16 protein-coding genes are annotated in these 19,383 nt (G+C 68.0%); 5 read left to right on the top strand and 11 right to left on the bottom strand.

Going from position 1 to position 19,383, the window contains the following annotated elements; translation table 11 throughout:
• Positions 1-71: 71 nt before the first annotated feature.
• A complete protein-coding gene (locus IEV93_RS03210; RefSeq protein WP_188486860.1) occupies positions 72-626 on the top strand; it encodes an HdeD family acid-resistance protein in 555 nt (184 codons plus the stop codon).
• Between the two features lie 79 nt (positions 627-705).
• On the opposite strand, the gene IEV93_RS03205 is transcribed toward IEV93_RS03210, so the two are convergent.
• From IEV93_RS03205 to IEV93_RS03195, 3 genes are read right to left on the bottom strand one after another with little or no spacing between them, the layout of a single operon-like run.
• Positions 706-3,414 (bottom strand): molybdopterin-dependent oxidoreductase, encoded by a 2,709-nt coding sequence (locus tag IEV93_RS03205; protein ID WP_188486858.1) that lies wholly within the window; start codon positions 3,412-3,414, stop codon positions 706-708.
• A complete protein-coding gene (locus IEV93_RS03200) occupies positions 3,411-4,220 on the bottom strand; it encodes an FAD binding domain-containing protein (RefSeq protein WP_188486856.1) in 810 nt (269 codons plus the stop codon). Before IEV93_RS03200 ends, IEV93_RS03205 begins: the two co-directional genes overlap by 4 nt.
• Before the next feature lie 8 nt (positions 4,221-4,228).
• Positions 4,229-5,593, bottom strand: a complete 1,365-nt coding sequence (locus IEV93_RS03195) for an 8-oxoguanine deaminase (RefSeq protein WP_371873784.1) — start codon at positions 5,591-5,593, stop codon at positions 4,229-4,231.
• Between the two features lie 99 nt (positions 5,594-5,692).
• Here IEV93_RS03195 and IEV93_RS03190 point away from each other — a divergent pair, with 99 nt between their 5' ends.
• On the top strand, positions 5,693-7,087 hold the full coding sequence (locus tag IEV93_RS03190; protein ID WP_188490329.1) for a guanine deaminase: 1,395 nt from the start codon (positions 5,693-5,695) through the stop codon (positions 7,085-7,087).
• On the opposite strand, the gene IEV93_RS03185 is transcribed toward IEV93_RS03190, so the two are convergent.
• The 5 genes from IEV93_RS03185 to IEV93_RS03165 all read right to left on the bottom strand — a co-directional run bounded on the left by IEV93_RS03185 (position 7,078) and on the right by IEV93_RS03165 (position 12,317).
• Positions 7,078-8,343 carry a lipase family protein gene (locus IEV93_RS03185; RefSeq protein ID WP_188486854.1) on the bottom strand — a complete coding sequence of 422 codons (1,266 nt, stop codon included), beginning with the start codon at positions 8,341-8,343 and terminating at the stop codon, positions 7,078-7,080. The genes IEV93_RS03190 and IEV93_RS03185 overlap by 10 nt on opposite strands.
• Positions 8,344-8,504: 161 nt before the next feature.
• Positions 8,505-9,413 (bottom strand): factor-independent urate hydroxylase, encoded by a 909-nt coding sequence (pucL, locus tag IEV93_RS03180; protein ID WP_188486852.1) that lies wholly within the window; start codon positions 9,411-9,413, stop codon positions 8,505-8,507.
• 24 nt (positions 9,414-9,437) lie between these two features.
• A complete protein-coding gene (gene uraH / locus IEV93_RS03175; RefSeq protein ID WP_188486850.1) occupies positions 9,438-9,761 on the bottom strand; it encodes a hydroxyisourate hydrolase in 324 nt (107 codons plus the stop codon).
• A 10-nt stretch (positions 9,762-9,771) separates the two neighbouring features.
• The gene (gene uraD, locus IEV93_RS03170; RefSeq protein WP_188486848.1) at positions 9,772-10,332 is read right to left on the bottom strand and encodes a 2-oxo-4-hydroxy-4-carboxy-5-ureidoimidazoline decarboxylase; all 561 of its coding nucleotides are present in this window, start codon (positions 10,330-10,332) and stop codon (positions 9,772-9,774) included.
• Between the two features lie 2 nt (positions 10,333-10,334).
• Complete coding sequence (locus IEV93_RS03165) at positions 10,335-12,317, bottom strand: solute carrier family 23 protein (protein WP_188486846.1); 1,983 nt, start codon at positions 12,315-12,317, stop codon at positions 10,335-10,337.
• Positions 12,318-12,368: 51 nt separating this feature from the next.
• Between IEV93_RS03165 and IEV93_RS03160 the strand changes: the two genes are divergently transcribed.
• Positions 12,369-13,064, top strand: a complete 696-nt coding sequence (locus IEV93_RS03160; protein WP_188486844.1) for a nucleotidyltransferase family protein — start codon at positions 12,369-12,371, stop codon at positions 13,062-13,064.
• Between the two features lie 9 nt (positions 13,065-13,073).
• Here IEV93_RS03160 and IEV93_RS03155 read toward each other — a convergent pair whose 3' ends face one another.
• Positions 13,074-14,393 (bottom strand): lipase family protein, encoded by a 1,320-nt coding sequence (locus tag IEV93_RS03155; protein ID WP_188486842.1) that lies wholly within the window; start codon positions 14,391-14,393, stop codon positions 13,074-13,076.
• Between the two features lie 586 nt (positions 14,394-14,979).
• On the opposite strand from IEV93_RS03155, the gene IEV93_RS03150 reads away from it, so the two are divergent.
• On the top strand, positions 14,980-16,659 hold the full coding sequence (locus IEV93_RS03150) for an endo-1,4-beta-xylanase (protein WP_188486840.1): 1,680 nt from the start codon (positions 14,980-14,982) through the stop codon (positions 16,657-16,659).
• A gap of 77 nt (positions 16,660-16,736) precedes the next feature.
• Here the strand turns inward: IEV93_RS03150 and IEV93_RS03145 are convergent, their stop codons facing one another.
• Both IEV93_RS03145 and IEV93_RS03140 read right to left on the bottom strand, forming a co-directional pair.
• Entirely contained in the window at positions 16,737-17,162 is a 426-nt protein-coding gene (locus IEV93_RS03145) for an SRPBCC family protein (RefSeq protein ID WP_188486838.1), read from the bottom strand.
• A 74-nt stretch (positions 17,163-17,236) separates the two neighbouring features.
• Entirely contained in the window at positions 17,237-18,160 is a 924-nt protein-coding gene (locus IEV93_RS03140) for a TauD/TfdA dioxygenase family protein (RefSeq protein WP_188486836.1), read from the bottom strand.
• A gap of 175 nt (positions 18,161-18,335) precedes the next feature.
• Here IEV93_RS03140 and IEV93_RS03135 point away from each other — a divergent pair, with 175 nt between their 5' ends.
• Positions 18,336-19,376, top strand: a complete 1,041-nt coding sequence (locus IEV93_RS03135; protein WP_229704853.1) for an ABC transporter substrate-binding protein — start codon at positions 18,336-18,338, stop codon at positions 19,374-19,376.
• The last annotated feature ends 7 nt before the right edge of the window (positions 19,377-19,383 follow it).

The raw sequence follows: 19,383 nt of genomic DNA, 5'->3' as shown, positions 1-19,383 counted from the left end.
GGCACGTAACTCCACCAGTTGGGCACGTAAGCACTGCAGTTGGGCAGGCGCATTGGCGATACGCTGCTCTCATGACCACGCCGACAACCGCTCCGCACTTTCCCGACCAGATCCGTAACGCGGTCCGCGCCGGACTCATCTCCACGTCCGTGCTCGGCATCGTCCTCGGCGTCATCGCCCTGGTGTGGCCCGGCCCCACCCTGCTGGTCGTGGCGGTGCTGTTCGGCATCTCGCTTATCCTCACCGGTGCCTACCGGTTGTCGATCGCGTTCTTCGCCAAGGGCTTGCCGACCGGTCTGCGCGTGGTGTTCGGGATCATCGGGGCGATCATTCTGGTCGCCGGTGTTCTGTGTCTCTTCGACCCGGCCGAGTCGCTCGTGCTGCTCGCGATCGTGATCGGCGTCGGCTGGATCTTCCAGGGCGTCCACGACCTGATGTCGGATCGCACCGGCGCGCACAACGTGCCGCGGTGGGTGATGGTGCTCTCGGGCGTCGTGTCGATCATCGCCGGCATCGTCGTGATCACCCTGCCGGGATTGGCCATCGGCACGTTCATCACCTTCGGCGCGATCCTGCTCATCGTCGTGAGCGTCGTGAACCTGCTGACCCTGCCCCGCAAGGTCTGAACGCCCACTCGACGTCCGCAACCGCCCACTCGGCGTCCGCAACCGCCCAGTCGACGTCCGCAACCGCCCACTCGACGGGTCAGGGGTTCAGGGACTGCAGGGCCTCCCAGACCCGGGCCGGGTTCATCGGTAACTGGTACACCCTCGCGCCCACCGCGTCCCGGATGGCGTTGGCCATCGCCGGTGCGACCGGGTTGTAGGGCGACTCGCTCATCGACTTCGCGCCGGACGGCCCCATGCGGTCGTAGGTGTCGGCGAAGTACACCTCGGTGTCGGGTGCATCCGACAACCGCGGGATGTGGTAATTCCGGAAGATGTCGGTGGTCACGACACCGTCGTGCAGGATCATCTCCTCGTAGAGCGCGGAGCCGATGGCCTGCACCACGCCGCCCTCGACCTGTCCCCGACACTGCTGTGGGTTGAGCACGACACCGGCGTCGGCAGCCTGGATCGACTGCAGGATCCGCACCCGACCCGTCGGCAGGTGCACGGCCACCCGGAACGCCTGGACGTTGAACGCCACCGACCGCGGCGTCCCGTCATGGTGACCGTCGACGACGATGCCTCCGGCGCCGGCGATCGTCGCCAGCCCCACCGTCGTGGAACCGTGGTGGACGCCGTCGCCGTCCAGGGTGCAGTCCCCGGGGTCCGCACCGAGTTCGCCTGCGCCGACGACGATGATCCGCGCGGCGAGCTCACGGCACGCGGCCTGCACCGCTGATCCCGCGACGACGGTGCCCGCCGATCCGAAGGCCCCGGTGTCGTGCCCGACCGCGTCGGTGTCGCCACCGCGGACGATGATGGCGGTGGGCCGGGTGTGCAGCGCATCCGCGGCGAGCTGTGCGTGCACCGTCGTGGTGCCGTTGCCGAACTCCGCGGTCCCGACCGACACCACGTACGCACCGTCCGTGCGCAGTTCGACGCGCACGTCGGCGATGTGGCCGCGCGGCGGGATGGTGGCGATCATCGATGCCGCCATGCCCTCCCCGACACGCCACGTGGGATCGGCGGTCAGGTCGGAGCCGTCGACGCCCGTCCCGCTCTTCTCGGGAACCGTCGCGCCCGAACGCAGCGCGTCCTGCGCCAGGGTCAGGCACTGGTCGAGCCCGTAGCTGCCGAAGTCGAGATCGCCCTCCTCGACCTCCCACGCGACGAAGTCGTCACCGGGGACGACGACGTTGCGGCGGCGGAGGTCGAACGGGTCGATGTCCAGCGCGCGGGCGAGGTCGTCGAGCGCGCTCTCGATACCGAAGATGATCTGCCCCAGCCCGTATCCGCGGAACGCGCCGGACGGCAGGTTGTTCGTGTACGCCGTGCGCGCATCCACCCGCTTGTTCGCGCAGCGGTACAGCGCGACGGACTCGTTGCAGCCGTGGAACATCACACCGGGACTGTGGTTGCCGTAGGCGCCGGCATCGGAGACCACGTCCACGGCGAGTGCGGTCAGGATCCCGTCGGCGCCGGCGGCGACGGTCACGTCCACGCGCATCGGATGGCGACACGGGGCGACGGTGAACTGGTCGGTGCGGCTCAACTCCCAGACCACCGGTCGCCCGGTCCGCAGGACCCCGAGCAGCACGACGTCCTCGGTGATCAATTCCTGCTTGGCGCCGAACGCACCGCCGATCCGCGGGGCGACGACCCGCACCCGATCACGGTCGATGCCGAAGATGTGGCTGAGCTCGTCGCGGACGAGGAACGGGACCTGCGTGCTCGACCGGATCACGTAGCGTCCGTCGTCGTCACGCCACGCGACGGCACCGTGGGTCTCGAGGTGGGCATGCTGCACGCGTGCGGTCTGGAACGATCCGCGGATCACCGCACCCTTGGCCGCGGCTGCGACACCGGCGGCGATGTCACCGACCTCCCCGTGGACCTCGGCCACCAGGTTGCGGGTCGGGTCGGCGATCCGGGCGTCGGCACCCTTGTCGCCGTGCACGAGTGGCGCATCGGGTGCCAACGCCTCGATCGGGTCGAAGACGGCGTCGAGGATCGCGTACTCCACGTCGATGAGCTGCAGTGCCCGGTGCGCCTCGGTCAGGCTGTCGGCGATCACCGCCGCCACCCGCTGCCCGGTGTAGCGGACGCGTCGGTCGAAGATGCGGCTGTCGTCGGGGTCGTCGGTGCGCGAGTGATGTCGCGCGGTCGAGAACGCGATGCCGGGATCGTCGCGGTGGGTGAGCACGGCGCGCACCCCCGGCGCCGCCTCCGCTCGAGCGGTGTCGATCGACACGATCTCCGCGTGCGCATGGGGGCTGCCGAGAATCGCCACATGACCGGCGTCGGTGGGGATCTCATCCATCGTGTAGCGCTCGGTCCCGGTGACCACGCGAGCGCCGGCCGGTGCACGCGCCGAGTCGTCGGCCGTCCCAATGCCACAGATCGCCTCGCGGATGCCGCGGTACCCCGTGCACCGACAGAGGTTTCCCTTGATGGACCGGTCGAGGTCGGCGACACGATCGTCGTCGAAGGTCGAGGCGGTCAGGACCATGCCCGCGGTGCAGAATCCGCACTGGAAGCCTGCGGTCGCGATGAACCGCTCCTGCATCGGGTGCAGATGCTCCATGGTTCCGAGACCTGCGACGGTGGTGATCTCCGCGTCGGTCGCGCGAAAAGCGGGTACCAGACACGAATGCTGCACGTGGCCGTCGACGAGCACCGAGCACGCACCGCAATCGCCGGAGTCGCAGCCCTTCTTGACCTCGACGTTGCCGTGCTCGCGCAGGTACGTGCGCAGACACTGACCCGGCCGGGGGTCCTGGTCGACCGAGCGCCCGTTGACCTTCACGACGTCACCTCCGCGACCGCGTCGGCGACGAGGTACTCCGTCACCGACATCCGCCAGGGCGCGGTGCCGTGCGCATCGGTGTGGAACCCGTCGGTCGGGATGGCCGAGAGGACCTGTTGCGCAACGACGTCGGGATCGGACGTGGCGACCTCGAGCACGTACGGGCGTCGGGTCGCCGCGGTCACCGACACCACCACCCCGATCGGGGTGCGTCGTGCGATCACGACCGCGCCGGACCGTCCGAGGTGGGCGTAGGAGGCCTTGCGCAGGGCGGTCCGTTGGGTCAGTACCGCCGCCGGGAATCGGATCGACCGCAGGACATCGCCCGTCGCCAGTGAGGTCTGTGCGTTACCGATGACGATGTCGGCGGTGCGGTGCACACTGTCGGTGCCGTCGGCGTGCCACACCAGCAGTTCGGCGTCGAGAGCCGAACACATCGAGATCATCGCTCCCGCAGGCAGGCCCAGGCAGATGTTGCCACCGACGGTGGCCGTGTGCCAGATCTTGTACGACGCGAGCAGTGTGTGCGCGCTCTGCTCGAACAGCGGTGCCGCCCGCCAGTGCGCCGGGTACTCGGCAGTGATCAGACGCTCGATGGTGCAGGTGGCGGCGATCTCCAGGCCGTCGTCGGCGACGACGAGAGCGGGCCAGTCGAGGGTCGTGAGATCGACCAGTCGGCGCAGCGAGGGGTTCGGGTCGCTCATCAGCGACGTCCCGCCTGCGAGCAGCCCGTCTCGACCGTCCAGGCCGACCAACTCATCCCGCGCCCGTGGTCGTAGGACCGAGGTCACCCCGTGTTGATCCACGTCGCGTCTCAGCCCGCGCGCTCGAGGAGGCGGCGGTGTTCGGTCTCGACATCGCGCGCGATCATCTCGGCGTCGACGGCGACGACCTGACCGTCGGCGACGACGGTCGTGCCGCCGACCCAGGACCGTCGGATCGGGGGTTGCGAGCCCAGCACGAGCGCGGCCACCGGATCGTCGATCCCGCTGTGCGCCAGAGTGGTCAGGTCCCACAGCACGAGGTCGGCGAGCTTCCCGGGTTCGACGGAACCGAGATCGTTGTGGCGTCCCAGAACGCGCGCGCCACCCATGGTGGCGAGGCGGAGCGACTGCCGGGTGGTCAACGCGGTGGGACCGCCGACCGCGCGCGCCATCATCACCGCCATGTGTGCCTCCTCGAGCATCCGGCATGATTCGTTGGACGCGGCGCCGTCGACACCGAGACCGACCGGGACCCCGGCCGCGACCAGATCACGGGTGCGCGCGATGCCGGCGCCGAGTCGTGCGTTCGACGTGGGACAGTGCGCCACACCGGTTCCGGAGCGGGCGAGCACACCGATGGCGTCGTCGGTGAAGTGGACGCCGTGGGCGAACCAGACGTCGTCGCCCAGCCACCCGAGATCGCTCATGTACTCCAGCGGGGTGCAGCCGAACCGTTCGGCGCAGAACGCGGATTCGTCGTCGGTCTCGGCGAGGTGGGTGTGCAACCGCACGCCGCGCTCGCGCGCGAGGGCCGCCGACTGTCGGAGCAGATCCGCGGTCACCGAGAACGGCGAGCACGGCGCCAGGCCGATGCGCAGCATGGAGTCCGGTCGCGGATCGTGCCAGCGGTCGATGGCCTCGCTGCTCGCCGCCAGGATGTCGTCGATGCTCTCGACCACCGAATCCGGGGGCAGGCCACCGTCGCGACGCCCGAGGTCCATCGATCCGCGGGTGGGGTGGAAGCGCAGCCCGATGGATCCGGCGGCATCGATCTCGGCCCCGAGGAGGTCGCCGCCGTCGGTGGGGAAGACGTAGTGATGGTCGGTGGTGGTGGTCGCCCCGGATCGCGCCAGCACCGACAACCCGCCGGAGGCGGCGGCCCGTACCCCGTCGGCGTCGATCCCCGCCCACACCGGGTACAGCGTGGTGAGCCAGTCGAACAGCGTGTGGTCGGCGGCCAGTCCGCGGGTGATCCATTGGTAGAGATGGTGATGGGTGTTGACCAGGCCCGGCGTCAGCACGCAGCCCGTGCCGTCGACCCGTTCGGCACCGGGGTGGGCGGCCGGATCCACCTCACCGACCGCGCTGATCCGTCCGTCGGCGATCACCACGGTGGCGTCGGCGAGTTCGCGATCGTCGGGATCGACGGTCACGACGTGTGCGTGCTCGATCAGCGTCACCGCCTGCCCCTCCATGGACGTCCACGCTACGTTCGATCGGTTACGGACGCATGACGTCGAGCGGATCGCCGGTCACACGGGCAGGATGGCCCGATGGGTTCCGGATCTCCCGTGGTGCACCGGGCGCACCTGTTCCACATCGGCGGTGCGCCGACGCTCGACGACGCACGCACACATCTGATCTCGATCCCCGACGGCGCGCTGGCGGTCGGCGCCGACGGGACCATCGCGTTCTCCGGCCCCCACGCCGACCTGCCCGTCGAGTGCGCGCGCTGGCCGGTCTCCGACCACCGCGGCGGGTTCATCCTGCCGGGCTTCGTCGACACCCACATCCACTTCCCGCAGACCTACGCCACCGACTCCTACGGCGGCGGTCAGCTGCTGGAGTGGCTCGACAACTGCATCTTCCCGGCCGAGACGCGCTACGCCGACCCCGCGTTCGCGCAGCGCGCCGCGGCCGACTTCTGTCGTCGGCGCACAGCCGTCGGCACGACCGCGGCGATGGTCTTCGGTTCGGCGTTCCCGGCGGCGCAGGACGCGCTGTTCACCGAGACCGAGCGCGTCGGGCTGCGGATGGTGTCCGGCCGCGGGATCCAGACCACCGGCCAGGCGTCGGCGGCCGCGCTGATCACCGACATCGACACCGCCATCACGCGGTGCGTCGACGAGATCGACCGGTGGCACGGTCGGGACCTTATAGACGTGGCCCTGGTCCCGCGGTTCTCGCTGTCGGTCACACCGGACACGTTCGTCGCGCTCGGTGAGCTCTACGACGACGTCCGCGACCGCGGGGTGTACTTCCACACCCACCTGAACGAGAACAACCGCCCCGGCACCGGCGAGATCGCCGCGACCCTCGGCGCCTACGACGTGGACAGCTACCTCGACACCTACGACGGTCGGTTCCTGCCCGGGTCGCGGGTCGGCGGATCGTCGCTGCTCGGTCGGCGCAGCGTCCTCGCGCACGCGGTGCACTGCACCGACGCCGAACTCGCCCGCATGGCCGAGGCGCAGACGTCCATAGCGCACTGCCCGACGTCGCAGCTGTTCCTCGGATCGGGGACCATGCCGTGGCGGCGGACCACCGCGGCCGGTGTCACGGTCGCCCTGGGTTCGGACATCGGCGGGGGCGACGAATGGCTGATCCCCCAGGTGGCCGCGGACTGTTTCAAGGTGCACATGTCCGAGGTCGGGGACGCGGGGGTGTCGCTACATCCGGCCGAACTCCTGTTCGCCGCGACGCTGGCCGGTGCCCGCGCGTTGGACCGTGAGGACACCTTCGGCAATCTCGACGCGGGGAAGGCCGCCGACTTCGTCGTCGTCGATCCGCAGCGCTGGGAACCGCTGGCACGCACCCTCGAGCACGGCATCCGGGCCGACGACACCGAGACCGCCACCGCGCAGACGCTGTTCGCGCTGTTGATGGGACTACGCGAACCGGCGATCACCGAGGTGTGGGTCCAGGGGAGCCTGGTGACGCCGGCTCCGTCGACGTCGTCTCAGCTGTAGCAGCCGGTGGGGGCCGGTGTCCCCGCGAAGCGATCCTTGAGCCAGTCGAGTGCGCGCGTCAGGCCGCTGACGCCGCCCGCGACGTGCCCGACCGGTGAGCCGCCGATGAAGCGCACCGGGAACGGGATCTCGTCGTACTTGAGCGACGCCGGGTTCTGCGCGCACCACTTGCGGTGCAGTTCGCGGCTGACGGCGATCGGGACCGTCGGGTCGTCGGGGTTGCCGGAGAGGAAGGTCGGGACCGACGGCTTGGCGTTCCCCACGTCCTGATCGTCGATGACGCGCTGGAACTCCGGCGTCGCGTCGATGATCTGACCGATCGTCTTCCCGGACGCCGTCCACTCCGAACTCTTCGGGAACCGGACCGCGGTGGCGGCGATGCACTCGGTCGAGATCTGCTTCAGGGTCGCCCTGCCGTTGGCGTTGAGCAGCGGCTCCACCTTGGTGTCGACGTCGGGATAGCGCGCCAACACGCCGTTGAGCGCGTATCCGATGATGCCGCCGAGGCGCCCGCCGTCGAGGTGGTCGAGCAGCGCCCGCAGGTCGGTCGGGGCGCCACCGGCGTAGATGCCGACCAGCGGCAGGTCGGGTGCGTAGCTCGTCGCCAGCTCGGCCGCCGCGGCTGCGGCGGCACCACCCTGCGAGTACCCGGCGATGCCGATCTTGGTGCCCGGCGCGACCTGGGGGAGTTTGAGGACAGCCCGTCCGGCGTCGAGAACCGCGTTGGCCTGGTCGACCCGCACGGCGAACGTGTGGGTGCCGGGCGTGCCGCCGCCGATGTAGTCCGACGACACCACGCCGTACCCCTTGGCCAGCATGTTGTAGGTGGCGAGCCGTTCGATCTCCGCACGCGGGCCGCCCGGCCCGAAGAACTCGACGCCCGACTGCAGCATCTTCGACGCGGCGCAGGAATCGCCCTGCCCGTGCAGGCCGCCCGCGTAGTCGATGATCGGCCGCGGTCCGGGACCGGTCCACGCGCGGGTGGGTTCGAGGTAGTACCCGGAGACCGCGACCGGCTGCCCGTTCGCGTCGGTGCTGCGGTAGAGCAACCGGGTGCCCTTGGCGGGGACCTTGCCCCAGACGGTCGGCACGGTGATCGCGACCGGGAAGGTCTCGGTGCGGATCAGATCACCCGGTGATCCCGCGGGCAGCGGGTTCGGCGGCTGGTAGAACGCCTCGCTCACGCCGGCGGCCGGGGTGGCGGGGCCGGGGGCGGCCTGTGCGACACCGACCGTCCCGAGCGCAGCGGCTGTCATCGTCACAACCGCGATGCGCAGTAGTTGGGTCACGTCACCACGTAGGTCGGCCATTCGTACTACCCCCGATAATCGTTGTCGCCGTGCGTCACTCGCGCGCACGCGACATGCGTCGCGGAGTGATCATAGGACACAGGGGCGACCGGTGTGCGGGGTTGGGCTCAGCCCATCCAGCCGCGCTGCATGGTCCACGCAGGCCCGGCGTCGGGGGCGTCGTCGCGGATCACACTCGCCTGGATCAGACCGTACGGGCGGTCGTCGGCGTTGAACACCTCGTTCGGGTTCTCCAGGCCGAAGGGCGACAGGTCGTAGACGAAATGGTGCTTGTTCGGGGCGGACAGTCGGATCTCGGCGATCTCGCCGTGGGCCTCGAGCACGGCCGAACCGATCGCGTAGAGGGTCTGCTGCAGTGCGAGTGACTGCAGCGTCGCGAACTCGGAGACGATGATCGCCTTGACGTCGGTGTACACGGCGTCCCAGTCGACGTCGGTGGACGAAAAACGCCACTTGGCCACCAGTGAGGTCGCCATGACGCGGTCGGTGGTCGGTTTCAGGATCGTGTACTCGTCGACCGGGAAACCGTGGAACTCCGAGCCGGTCGACTTGAGGATGGTGAACTCCTTGAGGCCGCAGACGACCCAGGTCCGCTGGTCGTCACCGACACCCTCGACCGTGATGTCGGCGGTGCGGACCTCCTGGCCCTTGCGCACCCAGGTGTGATCGTGTTCGGCGCCGTCGACAACCGCACGCTCCCAGGCGTATTCCTCGATCTCGATGCGGGCGCCGTGCACGGGTTCGTAGCCGTCGACGAAGTGGTACGCCAGATCGAGGCCGTACTGCTCGATGGTCGCGATGCCCTTCTCCTTGGCGTAGGCGTAGGCCGTCTGCTTCTGGGTGTCGGTGGGCAGCACGTTGCCCTGGTCGCCGGTGGTGTGCGCGGCGGCGAAGTCGCCGCGCAGCGCGGTCCCGACGTTGATGTCCTTGATCTCGTGCCGGGGCGAGTCGCGGTAGATCCGGACGACGCGGTTCTCCGCCTTGCCGTACTGGTTCTCGCCGAGGGTGATCCCCATGAGCGGCCTTCCTCTCGTGTTCGGTCAGCTACCGCGGTAGGTGGAATAGGCGAACGGGCTCAGCAGGACCGGGACGTGGTGGTGTCGGGTCGGGTCGGTGATGGCGAAGCAGATGGTGATCTCCGGGTAGAAGCCCTCGACACCGTTCTCGGCGAACCATGCGCCGGTGTCGAAACGGATGCGGTAGGTCCCCGCGCCCAGATCGCCTGCCACATCGGCGATGCGCCCGTCGGAATCGGTTGCGCCGGAGGCGATCGGCATCCCGTCGACATCAGCGAGGACGACTGCGACCCCGTGTGCCGGGGTGCCACGCACCGCGTCGAGCACGTGCGTGCTCAGGTGGCTCATCGCGTCCGACTCATCCGGGCTCCTCCGTGTACCTGTGATCATCCTGTGCGGGATCATCGTAGTACTGCGCCGCCGGACCGAGCATCCGCTCGAGTCGGTTGCGGTTGATCTTGCCCAGTTCCATTCGCAGGACGCGTCGTTCGGTTGCGGCGTCGTTGTCGAGCCGCTCCTTGAGGATGTCGAGCAGGACCTCGGCGGGGCGGCCGTTGGCGAACACCAGGTAGACGTGTCCGAACTTGTCCTCGTACTCGGCGTTGTATTTCGCCAGCTCGGTCAGGACGAGCTCATCGGCCCCGCTCACCCCGGACTGCTCCCGGGTCGAGGCCGCACTCGACGATCGTTCACCGATCCGGGGGTGCCCGTCGAGCGCCTCGTCGAGATCGGCCTCGGTGAGCTCGGCGAGGATGAGATCGGCGCGGTCGTAGAGACTCTCGGCGTCGGTGAAGGGACGCGCCGCCGCCACCCGGACCGCCCAGATCCGCGACGAGCAGCACTCGAACAGCGAGTGCACGGCCTGGCGTTCGGTCAGTTCGTTGAAGCTGTCGATCCCGCGCCAGTTCGGACGCCGCATCCTCAGCGGACCAGTTCGTCGAATCGGCTGAACCGCGCGGTGGCAATGGGATTGGCGTCGGCGACGAGGTCGTCGAAGCGGCGGTTGGCGATCTTCGCGATCTCGATGAGGGCGAACGCGCGCTCACTGGTCGGCGAGTTGTCCATCCGACTCCATCCGTTGCGCAGGACCCGCTCGTACCGCTCGGCCTCGCGGGCGAAGATCACCAGCGGGAACCCGAAATGCTCCCGATAGGCTGACGCGAGCGACACGACGTTGGCGTGCTCGTCCTCCTCGAGATGCGACAGGCCCGTGTGGTCGACGGCCATCGGGTCTCCCGTCTCGTCCTCCGCGCCGAGGTCGGGGAAGGAGTTGATCAGTTCGAGCTGCTCGGGGTCACTGCCGGTGAGCATGGCCTCCTGGAACGATGCGCGCAAGTCGTGGGCGGTCTCGAACGGGCGCTGCTCGTAGGCCCGGTCGACGACCCATTGCGCACCCTGGACGAGGCTGCCGAAGGTCTCCCGGAACGTGTCGATGCTCATCTCGTTGACCTCGGCCAGCCGGATCGACCCGCGGCCGGCCACGGCGGGACCGCGACTGCCGGTGTGGAAGAACAGCAGGTTGAGCAGGATCGCGGTGATGGCGCCCATCGTGATGCCGGTGCTGAACGGGATCTGCAGGAGACCGGGGACCGCCTCGTCGACACCGGGCAGAGCGGGAACGTTCACCTCGACGCCGTTCTCCAGCACGGTCGCGGGTGCGGCCGCCTGCGAGAACTGCACGTAGAGACCCATGGCCAGTGAGGTGCTCGCGATGATCAGGTTGCGGTGGTCGGTGAAGTCGACGGTGGTCAGCGTCTGGATGCCGACGATCGCCACGGTCGCGAACATGATCAGCGCCGCTCCGCCGAGCACGGGTGAGGGGATGGACTCGACGATCTTCGCGGTCTTCGGCAGCAGCCCGAGCACGATCATGATGCCGCCGGCCGCGGCGACGACCCACCGACTCTTGACGCCGGTCAGGCGGACGAGGCCCACGTTCTCGGAGAACGCCGTGTACGGGAACGAGTTGAAGACGCCACCGATGATGGTGGCGAGGCCGTCGGCGCGGACGGTCGCGGCGATGTCCTCCTTCTTGATGCGCTTGCCGACGATCTCGCCGGTCGCGAACACCGATCCGGTGGACTCGACCGCCACGACGAGCAGCACCACGATCAGCGAGACGATGGCGATCACGTCGAACCGGGGCCACCCGAACGCGAACGGGTTGGTGAACCCGACCCAGCTCGCCTCGCCGACCTTGTCGAAGTTCGTGTCGCCGACGATCCAGGCGATGATGGTGCCCACGCCGAGGCCGAGCAGGATCGAGATCGTCGCCCAGAACCCGCGGAAGAAGCGCTGCATCAGCACGATCAACACGATGGTCCCGATGGCGTAGAGCAGCCACCGACCGTTGCCGGGGTCGGGGTTGTGGGTGGCGGGGTCGCGGGTGGCGTCGCCCGCGCCGACCGGCAGCAGGCAGATGCCGATGATGGTGATCAGCGTGCCGGTCACCACCGCGGGGAAGAAGCGGATGAGTCGTGCGAAGAACGGGGCGATGAGGAAGGTGAAGACACCGGCGGCGATGACCGCGCCGTAGACGGTCAGGAGTCCCACCCGGCCGCCGCCGTTGTCGTTGGCGATCTTGATGACCGGGGCGAGCGTGGCGAAGGTGATGCCCTGCAGCAGCGGGAGCCGCACGCCGATCTTCCAGATGCCGACCGACTGCAACAGCGATGCGATGCCACAGGTGAACAGGTCCGCGGTGATGAGCATCGTCAACGCCTCGGAGTCGAGGTCGATGGCGTTGGCGATCAGCAGCGGTACGAGGACCGCGCCCGCGTAGAACGCGATGACGTGTTGCAGACCGAGCGTGAGCAGTTTGCCCGTCGGGGGCACCTGGTCGACCGGGTGAACCTTGCCCGCCTTTCGAGTGCCAAAGTTCTTCAATGCCGCGGGCGTGTTCATGCGGCCCCTCCGTTCGGTCGGTGAATTCCCCTGCGGAAAAGGATGAACCGGATGTGCACCGACCGCGACCTGGGCAGCAAGATATATCGGGTGGACGATCAGGCCGTGTTAACCGGTGACGAGCGGGTCCCGCGTGGGCGGACGAGCCCGGTCGGACCGCAGCCGGGGGCGGCACCGAGGGCACCGGCAGTCGGGTCGTCCGGCGCGGGGGGAGTCGTCGGGGTGGTGCTCGCCGCGGGTGCGGGCACCCGGTACGGGATGCCGAAAGTGCTTGCCGAGCAGGGGCGATGGCTGCAGGCCGCGGTCGGCGCCCTCGCCGACGGCGGCTGTGACGAGGTCATCGTCACCCTGGGTGCCGCGGTGGTCGATGTCCCCGCACCAGCGCGAGCGGTGGTCGTGCCCACCTGGTCCGACGGACTCTCGGAGTCCGTCCGTGCGGGGCTGGCCGCGGCGATGCGGGCCGATTGCGCCGGTGTGGCGTTACTTGTTGTTGACGTGCCCGACACGAACGCGGCCGTTGTGCGTCGCGTCCTCGACGCCGCGGGAGCCCGCCGGTCGGTCCTGGCCCGTGCGGTGTTCGGCGCACGCCCGGGGCATCCGGTGTACCTCGGCGCCGATCACCTCGTCGGGGTGCTCGCGACGATCACCGGTGACCGGGGTGCCGGGGCCTACACAGACCGACGGCCGGACGTCGTCACCGTCGAGTGTGGTGATCTGACGTCCGGCCGCGACCGGGACCTCATGTAGCGCCGGGGGTCAGCTGCGCTGGCAACCGACCACGGGCGCCTTGCCCTCGAAGCGGGCCTGCAGCCAGTCGAAGGCCTTCTCGAAACCGGTGATGCCGCCGGCGATGTGGCCGATCGGCGATGCGCCGATCAGTCGCACCGGGAAGGGGTACTCGCCGAACTGCACGGACTCGGGCTTGAGCCCACACCACTTGGTGTACAGCTCGCGTGTCTGTGTCGGGGGCACGGTCGGGTCGTCGGGGTTGGCCGAGAGGAAGACCGGGACCTCGGGCTTGATGCCGCCGACGTTCTGCTCGTCGACGAACTTCGCCAGGTCCGGACGCTCGGCGAGGATCTGGTTGTAGCTCTTGCCCGACTTCGTCCACGTCTTGGTCTGCGGACGCCCACGGAACGAGGTGGCGACGATGCATTCCCGTGCGACACCGGCGTTGACCGACTTGCCGGTCGCGTTGAGCAACGGGTCGAAGCCGGCCTTGAACGCCGGGTAACGCTCTTCGAGACCATTGACGGCGTACGCGAGTGCGGCACTGAGGCGGTTGCCGTCGAGGTAGGCCATCAGCTTGCGGAGGTCGGTCGGGGTGCCACCGGCGTAGACGCCGACGAGAGGCAGGTCGGGCGCGTAGGTCGAGGCGACCTCGGCCGCGGCGGCCGCGGCGCCTCCGCCCTCGGAGTAGCCGGCGATGGCGACCTTGGCCTTGGGATCGACGACGTCGGTCATCTGGCGGACGGCGCGGGCCGAGTCGAGCACGGCGTGTGCCATGTCGAGGCGGACGCCGAAGGTGTGCAGGCCGGGCGTACCCAGGCCGACGAAGTCGGTGCTGACCACGGTGTAGCCCTTGGCCAGCAGGTTGAAGGTGATGACCGACTCGATCTCGGCCATCGGTCCACCGGGGGTGATGGTCGCGCCGGACTGCAACAGTCGCGACGGGGCGCACTGGTCACCCTGTCCGTGCGCGCCGGGCGCGTAGGCGACGACCGGGCGCGGGCCGGGTCCGTTCCACGGCTTGGGCGACTGCAGGACGTAGCCGGACACGGCGATCGGGGCCCCGACGGAGTCGACCGACCGGTACAGGATCCGCGAGGCCTTCGCCGGGATCCGACCGTTGCCGCTCGGGGCACCGATAAAGGTGCGGAAGTTCTGCACGCGGATGAGGTCACCCGGACTGCCTGCGGGAAGGGGGCTCGGCGGGGTGTAGAAACTGACGTCGGCCGGTGACTGTGTCGCCGTGCTCACCTCGGGAGCGGCGTCGGCGACGGCGGTGGTGCCGGTCGCGACCACCGCGGCGATGGCTGCCCCCGCACCGATGACACGCAGCGTTGACTTCAACATCGTTCTCATGCTGGTTCGTTCCCCATCTATTCCCCCGGACAACCGGCAACTGCGCCGACAACTCGTCGAGCCTATGACACGGCTCACGTGCGCGCGAAGTCGAGCGGCCCCTTTGTGTGGACTCACAACGATCCGGGGTCGGCGTGCACCGGCTGACGGTCGCGGCGGCGCCACCCATGTCCGAACCCGTGGGATTCGGGCGTTCTCGTCGGGGGGATTGCCCGGTCGCGCCCGCTTCCGCAATGTTGTGTTCATCAAACAGACAAAGTGCATTTAATCGCAGATAAAAATGTTTCAAACGTCCTCTGCCGACGGCCGGGCAGGGCGCAATACACACGGCAGTAATTTCGGTCGCAGAATGACGGATCCTGTTCAGCGAGAGCAAATCAGGGGTTCCGCGACATTCGTTCGGATGACCGAAAGGAGGCCCCGGCGGTGAGTTTCTCTTCCCGCACGAATATTTCTTGTTTTCGACGCGCACTTCCACTTCAAAGGTGATTGAATTGCGACCCTGTGGGGGCCACAGACGGAGAAACTCTTGCGCTACCGAAACCCACGCATTCCGCGTATTTCATTGACCCAAGTCGTGGTCGGTTCGATCGCGTTCTCGATGTTCGTGGCGTTCGCGGCCGGGGCCATGCTGCCGACCGAGCGTCCTGCGTACAACATCGTCAACGCCGCGTCGATCAGCAATTCGCCGAACACCGTCGGCATCTCGGACAACGACCTGTATCTGACCGCCGGTGATCCCGCATCGGTAAAGAAGCACCTCGACGAATTGCAGGCGCTCGGCGTCACCAACATCCGCATCGCGATCCCGTGGGCCGCGGTCGAGGCGTCCAACGGGAACTTCGACTGGACGCTCATCGACAACATGGTGTCCGCGGCGGACGCACGAGGGATGGGGATCCTCGGCGTGGTCAACACGACCCCCGGCTGGGCGCGTGGTCAGTACACCAACCTGTATGCGCCGCCGGACAATCCTGCGACCTACGCCAACTTCATGACAGCTCTGGCCACGCGCTACACCGGCAAGATCGGTGCGTACGAGGTCTGGAACGAGCCCAATGCGGCGTTCGCCTACAGCTCGCCCAACGGTCCCGACCCGGCCGGCTACACCGCACTGCTCAAGGCCGCGTACACCGCGATCAAGGCGGCCGACCCCAAGGCGACCGTCATCGGTGGCGTCCTCGGTGCCACCGTCAGCTGGGGCAGCTACGCGTTGAACCCGATCGACTTCGTGACACAGATGTACGCGGCAGGCGCCAAGGGCTACTTCGACGCATTGTCATATCACCCGTACCAGTACACCCTCCCGTTCTCGACGGGTGTGAACGCGCACCCGGACTCCCCCCTGAACCAGCTCAACGCCATCTACGCGCTGATGCAGGCCAACGGTGACGGAACCAAGAGCATCTGGAGTTCGGAATACGGATTGCCCACCGGTCTCGTCGGTGAGCAGCAGCAGGCCGATTACATCTCCGATTTCCTGAACAAGTGGAGCAGCCTCCCGTACGCCGGCCCCAATTTCCTCTACACGACGGTCGATCGGAATTCGTCTGACACGAACGACCCGGAGAGCACTTTCGGCTTGTTCCGTGACAATTGGGTCGCGAAATTGGCGGCAACGGTGGTCAAGAACTGGATTGCCGCGCATCCCGTCACCACACCGCCGACCACGCCCACGACGCCGGTGCTGACACCGGCCGAGCAGGCGGCGCAGGCATGGGCCGCGGCTCTCAACGCCGCGATCGCGCAGTACTTCGCGAATCTCGCGGCCGCTCTGGCCGCGGCGCTGTCCGGTAACGCCGCACCCGCGGCTCCGGCCACGACGACCGCGAACGCCGCGGTGACGCAGGCGGCCGCAACCACGACGGCTCCGACGACCGCGACCACGACGGCGCCGACCACGACGACGCCGACCACGACGACGCCGACCACGGCTGCGACGACCACCGCGACCACGACGGCGCCGGCGACCACGACCCCGTCGACCACGACGGCTCCGGTCACCACGACGGCGCCCACGACGGCGGCGAAGACGACAGCCCCGGTCACCACGACCGGGTCGGCCACGGCCCCGACGACGAGTCCCGTCACCACCACCCCGGCGACGACCAGTCCGACGACCACGGCCACGACCACCCCGAAGACGACGACCCCGGCCGCGACATCGACGGCGACAACGGCTCCGGCCACGTCGACCGCGTCGAAGACGACCACCCCCGCCGCGGCACCGACGAAGACGACCGCAGCGGTCGGCTGAGTCGTCGGCCGACGCCAGGCGAGACAAAAGACCCGCCCCGGGAGATCCCCGGGGCGGGTCTTTTGTGGTGAGTGTGGCTACTTGACCTGGTCCTTCAGGCCCTGAGTCGCCATCTCGATGATGGTCTTCTTCCCCTTCTTGAGAAGGAATCCGGGGACGGGGATCTTTGGGTCGAGGCTCATCTCGAAGTCGACGTGCGTGCCGTCCGCGGTCTCGGTGAGCCGGTACTCCGCGTGCTGTGCCTTCTGCTGGGTGCTCTCGAGAAGGTCCCACGTGACGCCGGTGTCGTTCCAGTCGTAGGTGAGGACCTGCTCATCGGCGATGCCCATCAGCGATGCGGACATGCGCGCCTTGGTGGGTCGTCCGTTGTCATCACGCTCGAGGACCTCGACCTCCTTGTGGATCGGGGACCACGACGGATAGCTCTCGAGATCCGCGATCGCGTCCAGGATGGTCGCGATCGGTGCCGCGATGTCGATGCTGCTGCTTCCACTGACTGCCATGGTTGTCACGATAACGTGACAACGGTCATGGGTAGATAGAGATCGCGAAATTCCTGTTGCCGGCTGATGTGTGATCAGACGGCGTGCGCGACCGGTTCGACGATCTCGGAGTAGTGGGAGGCATCTCCGCTGACGATGCGGCTGCGATTGCCGTGAACGTCGACGGGGACGTCGCCGGCCAGGGTGATCCGGCTCAGGCGGCGGTACTGGTCGTCGTAGTCGGCGACGGCGTAGTGCTGGGTCGCGCGGTTGTCCCAGATCGCGAGGTCGCCCTCGGCCCAGTTCCATCGGATCGTGTTCTCCAATCGGATGATCCGCTCCTGGAACAGCTCGAACAGCTTCGCCGACTCGCGACTGCCGAGACCGACGAAGCCCTTCACGAAATGGCCGAGGAGAAGGGCACGCTCACCGGTCTCCGGGTGCACGCGCACCAGCGGGTGTTCGGTCTCGAAGTACTGCGAGCGGAACTCAGCGCGGTAGTCGGCAACTTTGTCCGACACCGCCGGCGAGGACTCCCCGTGGTTGGCGGCGTAGTCGTAGACGTTGGTGTGGGTGGCCCAGAGGGTCTCGGCCAACACCCGCAACGGCTCCGGCAGTGCTTCGTACGCGGCGACCGTCGAGGCCCAGACCGTGGTACCGCCGTACGCCGGTAGCGTCACCGCCCGCAGGACCGACGCCTTGGGCACCCGGTCGACGAAGGTGACGTCGGTGTGCCAGCTGTTGGCCTTGCCGTTCTCGGAATCGATGGGCAACACCGTGTCCCCGCGTGAGGTCACTGTCGGGTGCGCGATGGTCAACTCACCCAACAGCTTCGCGAAAGCCTGCTGTGACGTGTCGTCGAGATGCTGCTGATCACGGAAGAAGATCACCTTGTGCTCGAGCAGGGCGGTGTTGATGTCGGCGACGGTCCGTGGGTCCAGGTCGCCCGACAGGGCGATCCCGTCGATCCGGGCACCGATGCGTCCGCCGAGTTTGGTCACCGTCAGTTCTGTGGTCACAACAATCCCTTTCGCGATCTCGAGTCACCGCCGCAGCATCGCGATGGTCTGCCGAAGTCAACAGTTGCGGGCCCACGACGACAACACTTTTGCCCCCGTCGCGCAGAAAGGTTGTTCCGCCAACGGGTGTCGGGCGATCTTGGTGGTCAACTGTGACCGACGAATGGAGATCGACGTGAGAACACCCCGGGTACTCATCGTGGCCGTGGCCGTGCTGATGACGGCAGTGGGTGTGACCGCCTGCACCGGCGACCCCGCTGTCGACGAGAACGGCGTGACGACCCTGCGCTATCAGGGATGGCCGGGGCAGGTCATCCTGCCCGAGGTGGCCGAGCACCTCGGCTTCTTCGACGGGAAGATCAAGCTGGACTGGGTCGGCAACACCATCAGCGGTCCGCAGGACATCCAGTCTGCGGCCACCGGACAGACCGACTTCGGCGGCGCGTTCGCCGGTGCCGTGGCCAAGCTGATCACCTCGGGTGCGCCGATAACCTCGGTGATCAACTACTACGGCACCGACCAGCAGACCATCGCCGGCTTCTACGTCCGCGACGACAGCCCCATCACGAAGCCGACCGATCTGGTGGGCAAGAAGATCGGCGTCAACACCCTCGGTGGGCAGCTCGAGGCCGACATCCACGATCAGCTGAAGAAGGACGGTCTGAGCCAGGATCAGATCAAAACCGTTCAGCTCGTGGCGCTTCCGGCACCGAACACCGAGGACGCGCTGCGCAAGGGCCAGATCGACGCCGCGGGCCTGTCGGGTCAGTTCCAGCAGCGCGCGGTGATCAACGGTGGTCTGCGGGCGGTGTTCACCGACCTGTCGCTCTACGGGCCGTTCAACGGCGGACCCTACGTGTTCCGCAATGACCTCATCAAGAAGAACCCCGACGGCGTACGAGCGTTCACCGCGGGTGTCGCCAAGGCGATCGAGTGGGAACGCACCACCCCGCGGGAGAAGGTGTTGGCCACGTTCACCGACATCGTCACCAAGCGTCAACGCCCGAACGACGACACCTCGAGCCTCAAATACTGGCTCAGCGTGGGGGTTCCGTCGAAGGGCGGTCTGCTCTCCGACTCCGACTTCACCCGGTGGCAGAGCTGGCTGCAGGACACCGGCTCGATCACGGGCGACCTCGACGCGTCGAAGTTCTACACGAACGAGTTCAACCCGTACGCCGATCAGGGTGCGAAGTCCGACGCGAAGGTCGGGTGATCGGGCG

This window comes from Williamsia phyllosphaerae (genome assembly GCF_014635305.1).
GTDB lineage: Bacteria > Actinomycetota > Actinomycetes > Mycobacteriales > Mycobacteriaceae > Williamsia_A > Williamsia_A phyllosphaerae.
Note: the sequence above shows the minus strand (reverse complement) of the source record. Positions and strands in the feature narration are given on the sequence as shown.

Bases quoted from the DNA above. Each gene is read 5' to 3' on its own strand.
- IEV93_RS03195 (WP_371873784.1), bottom strand. From the start codon at position 5,593: ATGGAGGGGCAGGCGGTGACGCTGATCGAGCACGCACACGTCGTGACC.
- uraH (WP_188486850.1), bottom strand. From the start codon at position 9,761: ATGAGCCACCTGAGCACGCACGTGCTCGACGCGGTGCGTGGCACCCCG.
- IEV93_RS03155 (WP_188486842.1), bottom strand. From the start codon at position 14,393: ATGTTGAAGTCAACGCTGCGTGTCATCGGTGCGGGGGCAGCCATCGCC.
- IEV93_RS03160 (WP_188486844.1), top strand. From the start codon at position 12,369: ATGTGCACCGACCGCGACCTGGGCAGCAAGATATATCGGGTGGACGAT.
- IEV93_RS03210 (WP_188486860.1), top strand. From the start codon at position 72: ATGACCACGCCGACAACCGCTCCGCACTTTCCCGACCAGATCCGTAAC.
- pucL (WP_188486852.1), bottom strand. From the start codon at position 9,413: ATGGGGATCACCCTCGGCGAGAACCAGTACGGCAAGGCGGAGAACCGC.
- IEV93_RS03145 (WP_188486838.1), bottom strand. From the start codon at position 17,162: ATGGCAGTCAGTGGAAGCAGCAGCATCGACATCGCGGCACCGATCGCG.
- IEV93_RS03185 (WP_188486854.1), bottom strand. From the start codon at position 8,343: ATGACAGCCGCTGCGCTCGGGACGGTCGGTGTCGCACAGGCCGCCCCC.
- IEV93_RS03165 (WP_188486846.1), bottom strand. From the start codon at position 12,317: ATGAACACGCCCGCGGCATTGAAGAACTTTGGCACTCGAAAGGCGGGC.
- uraD (WP_188486848.1), bottom strand. From the start codon at position 10,332: ATGCGGCGTCCGAACTGGCGCGGGATCGACAGCTTCAACGAACTGACC.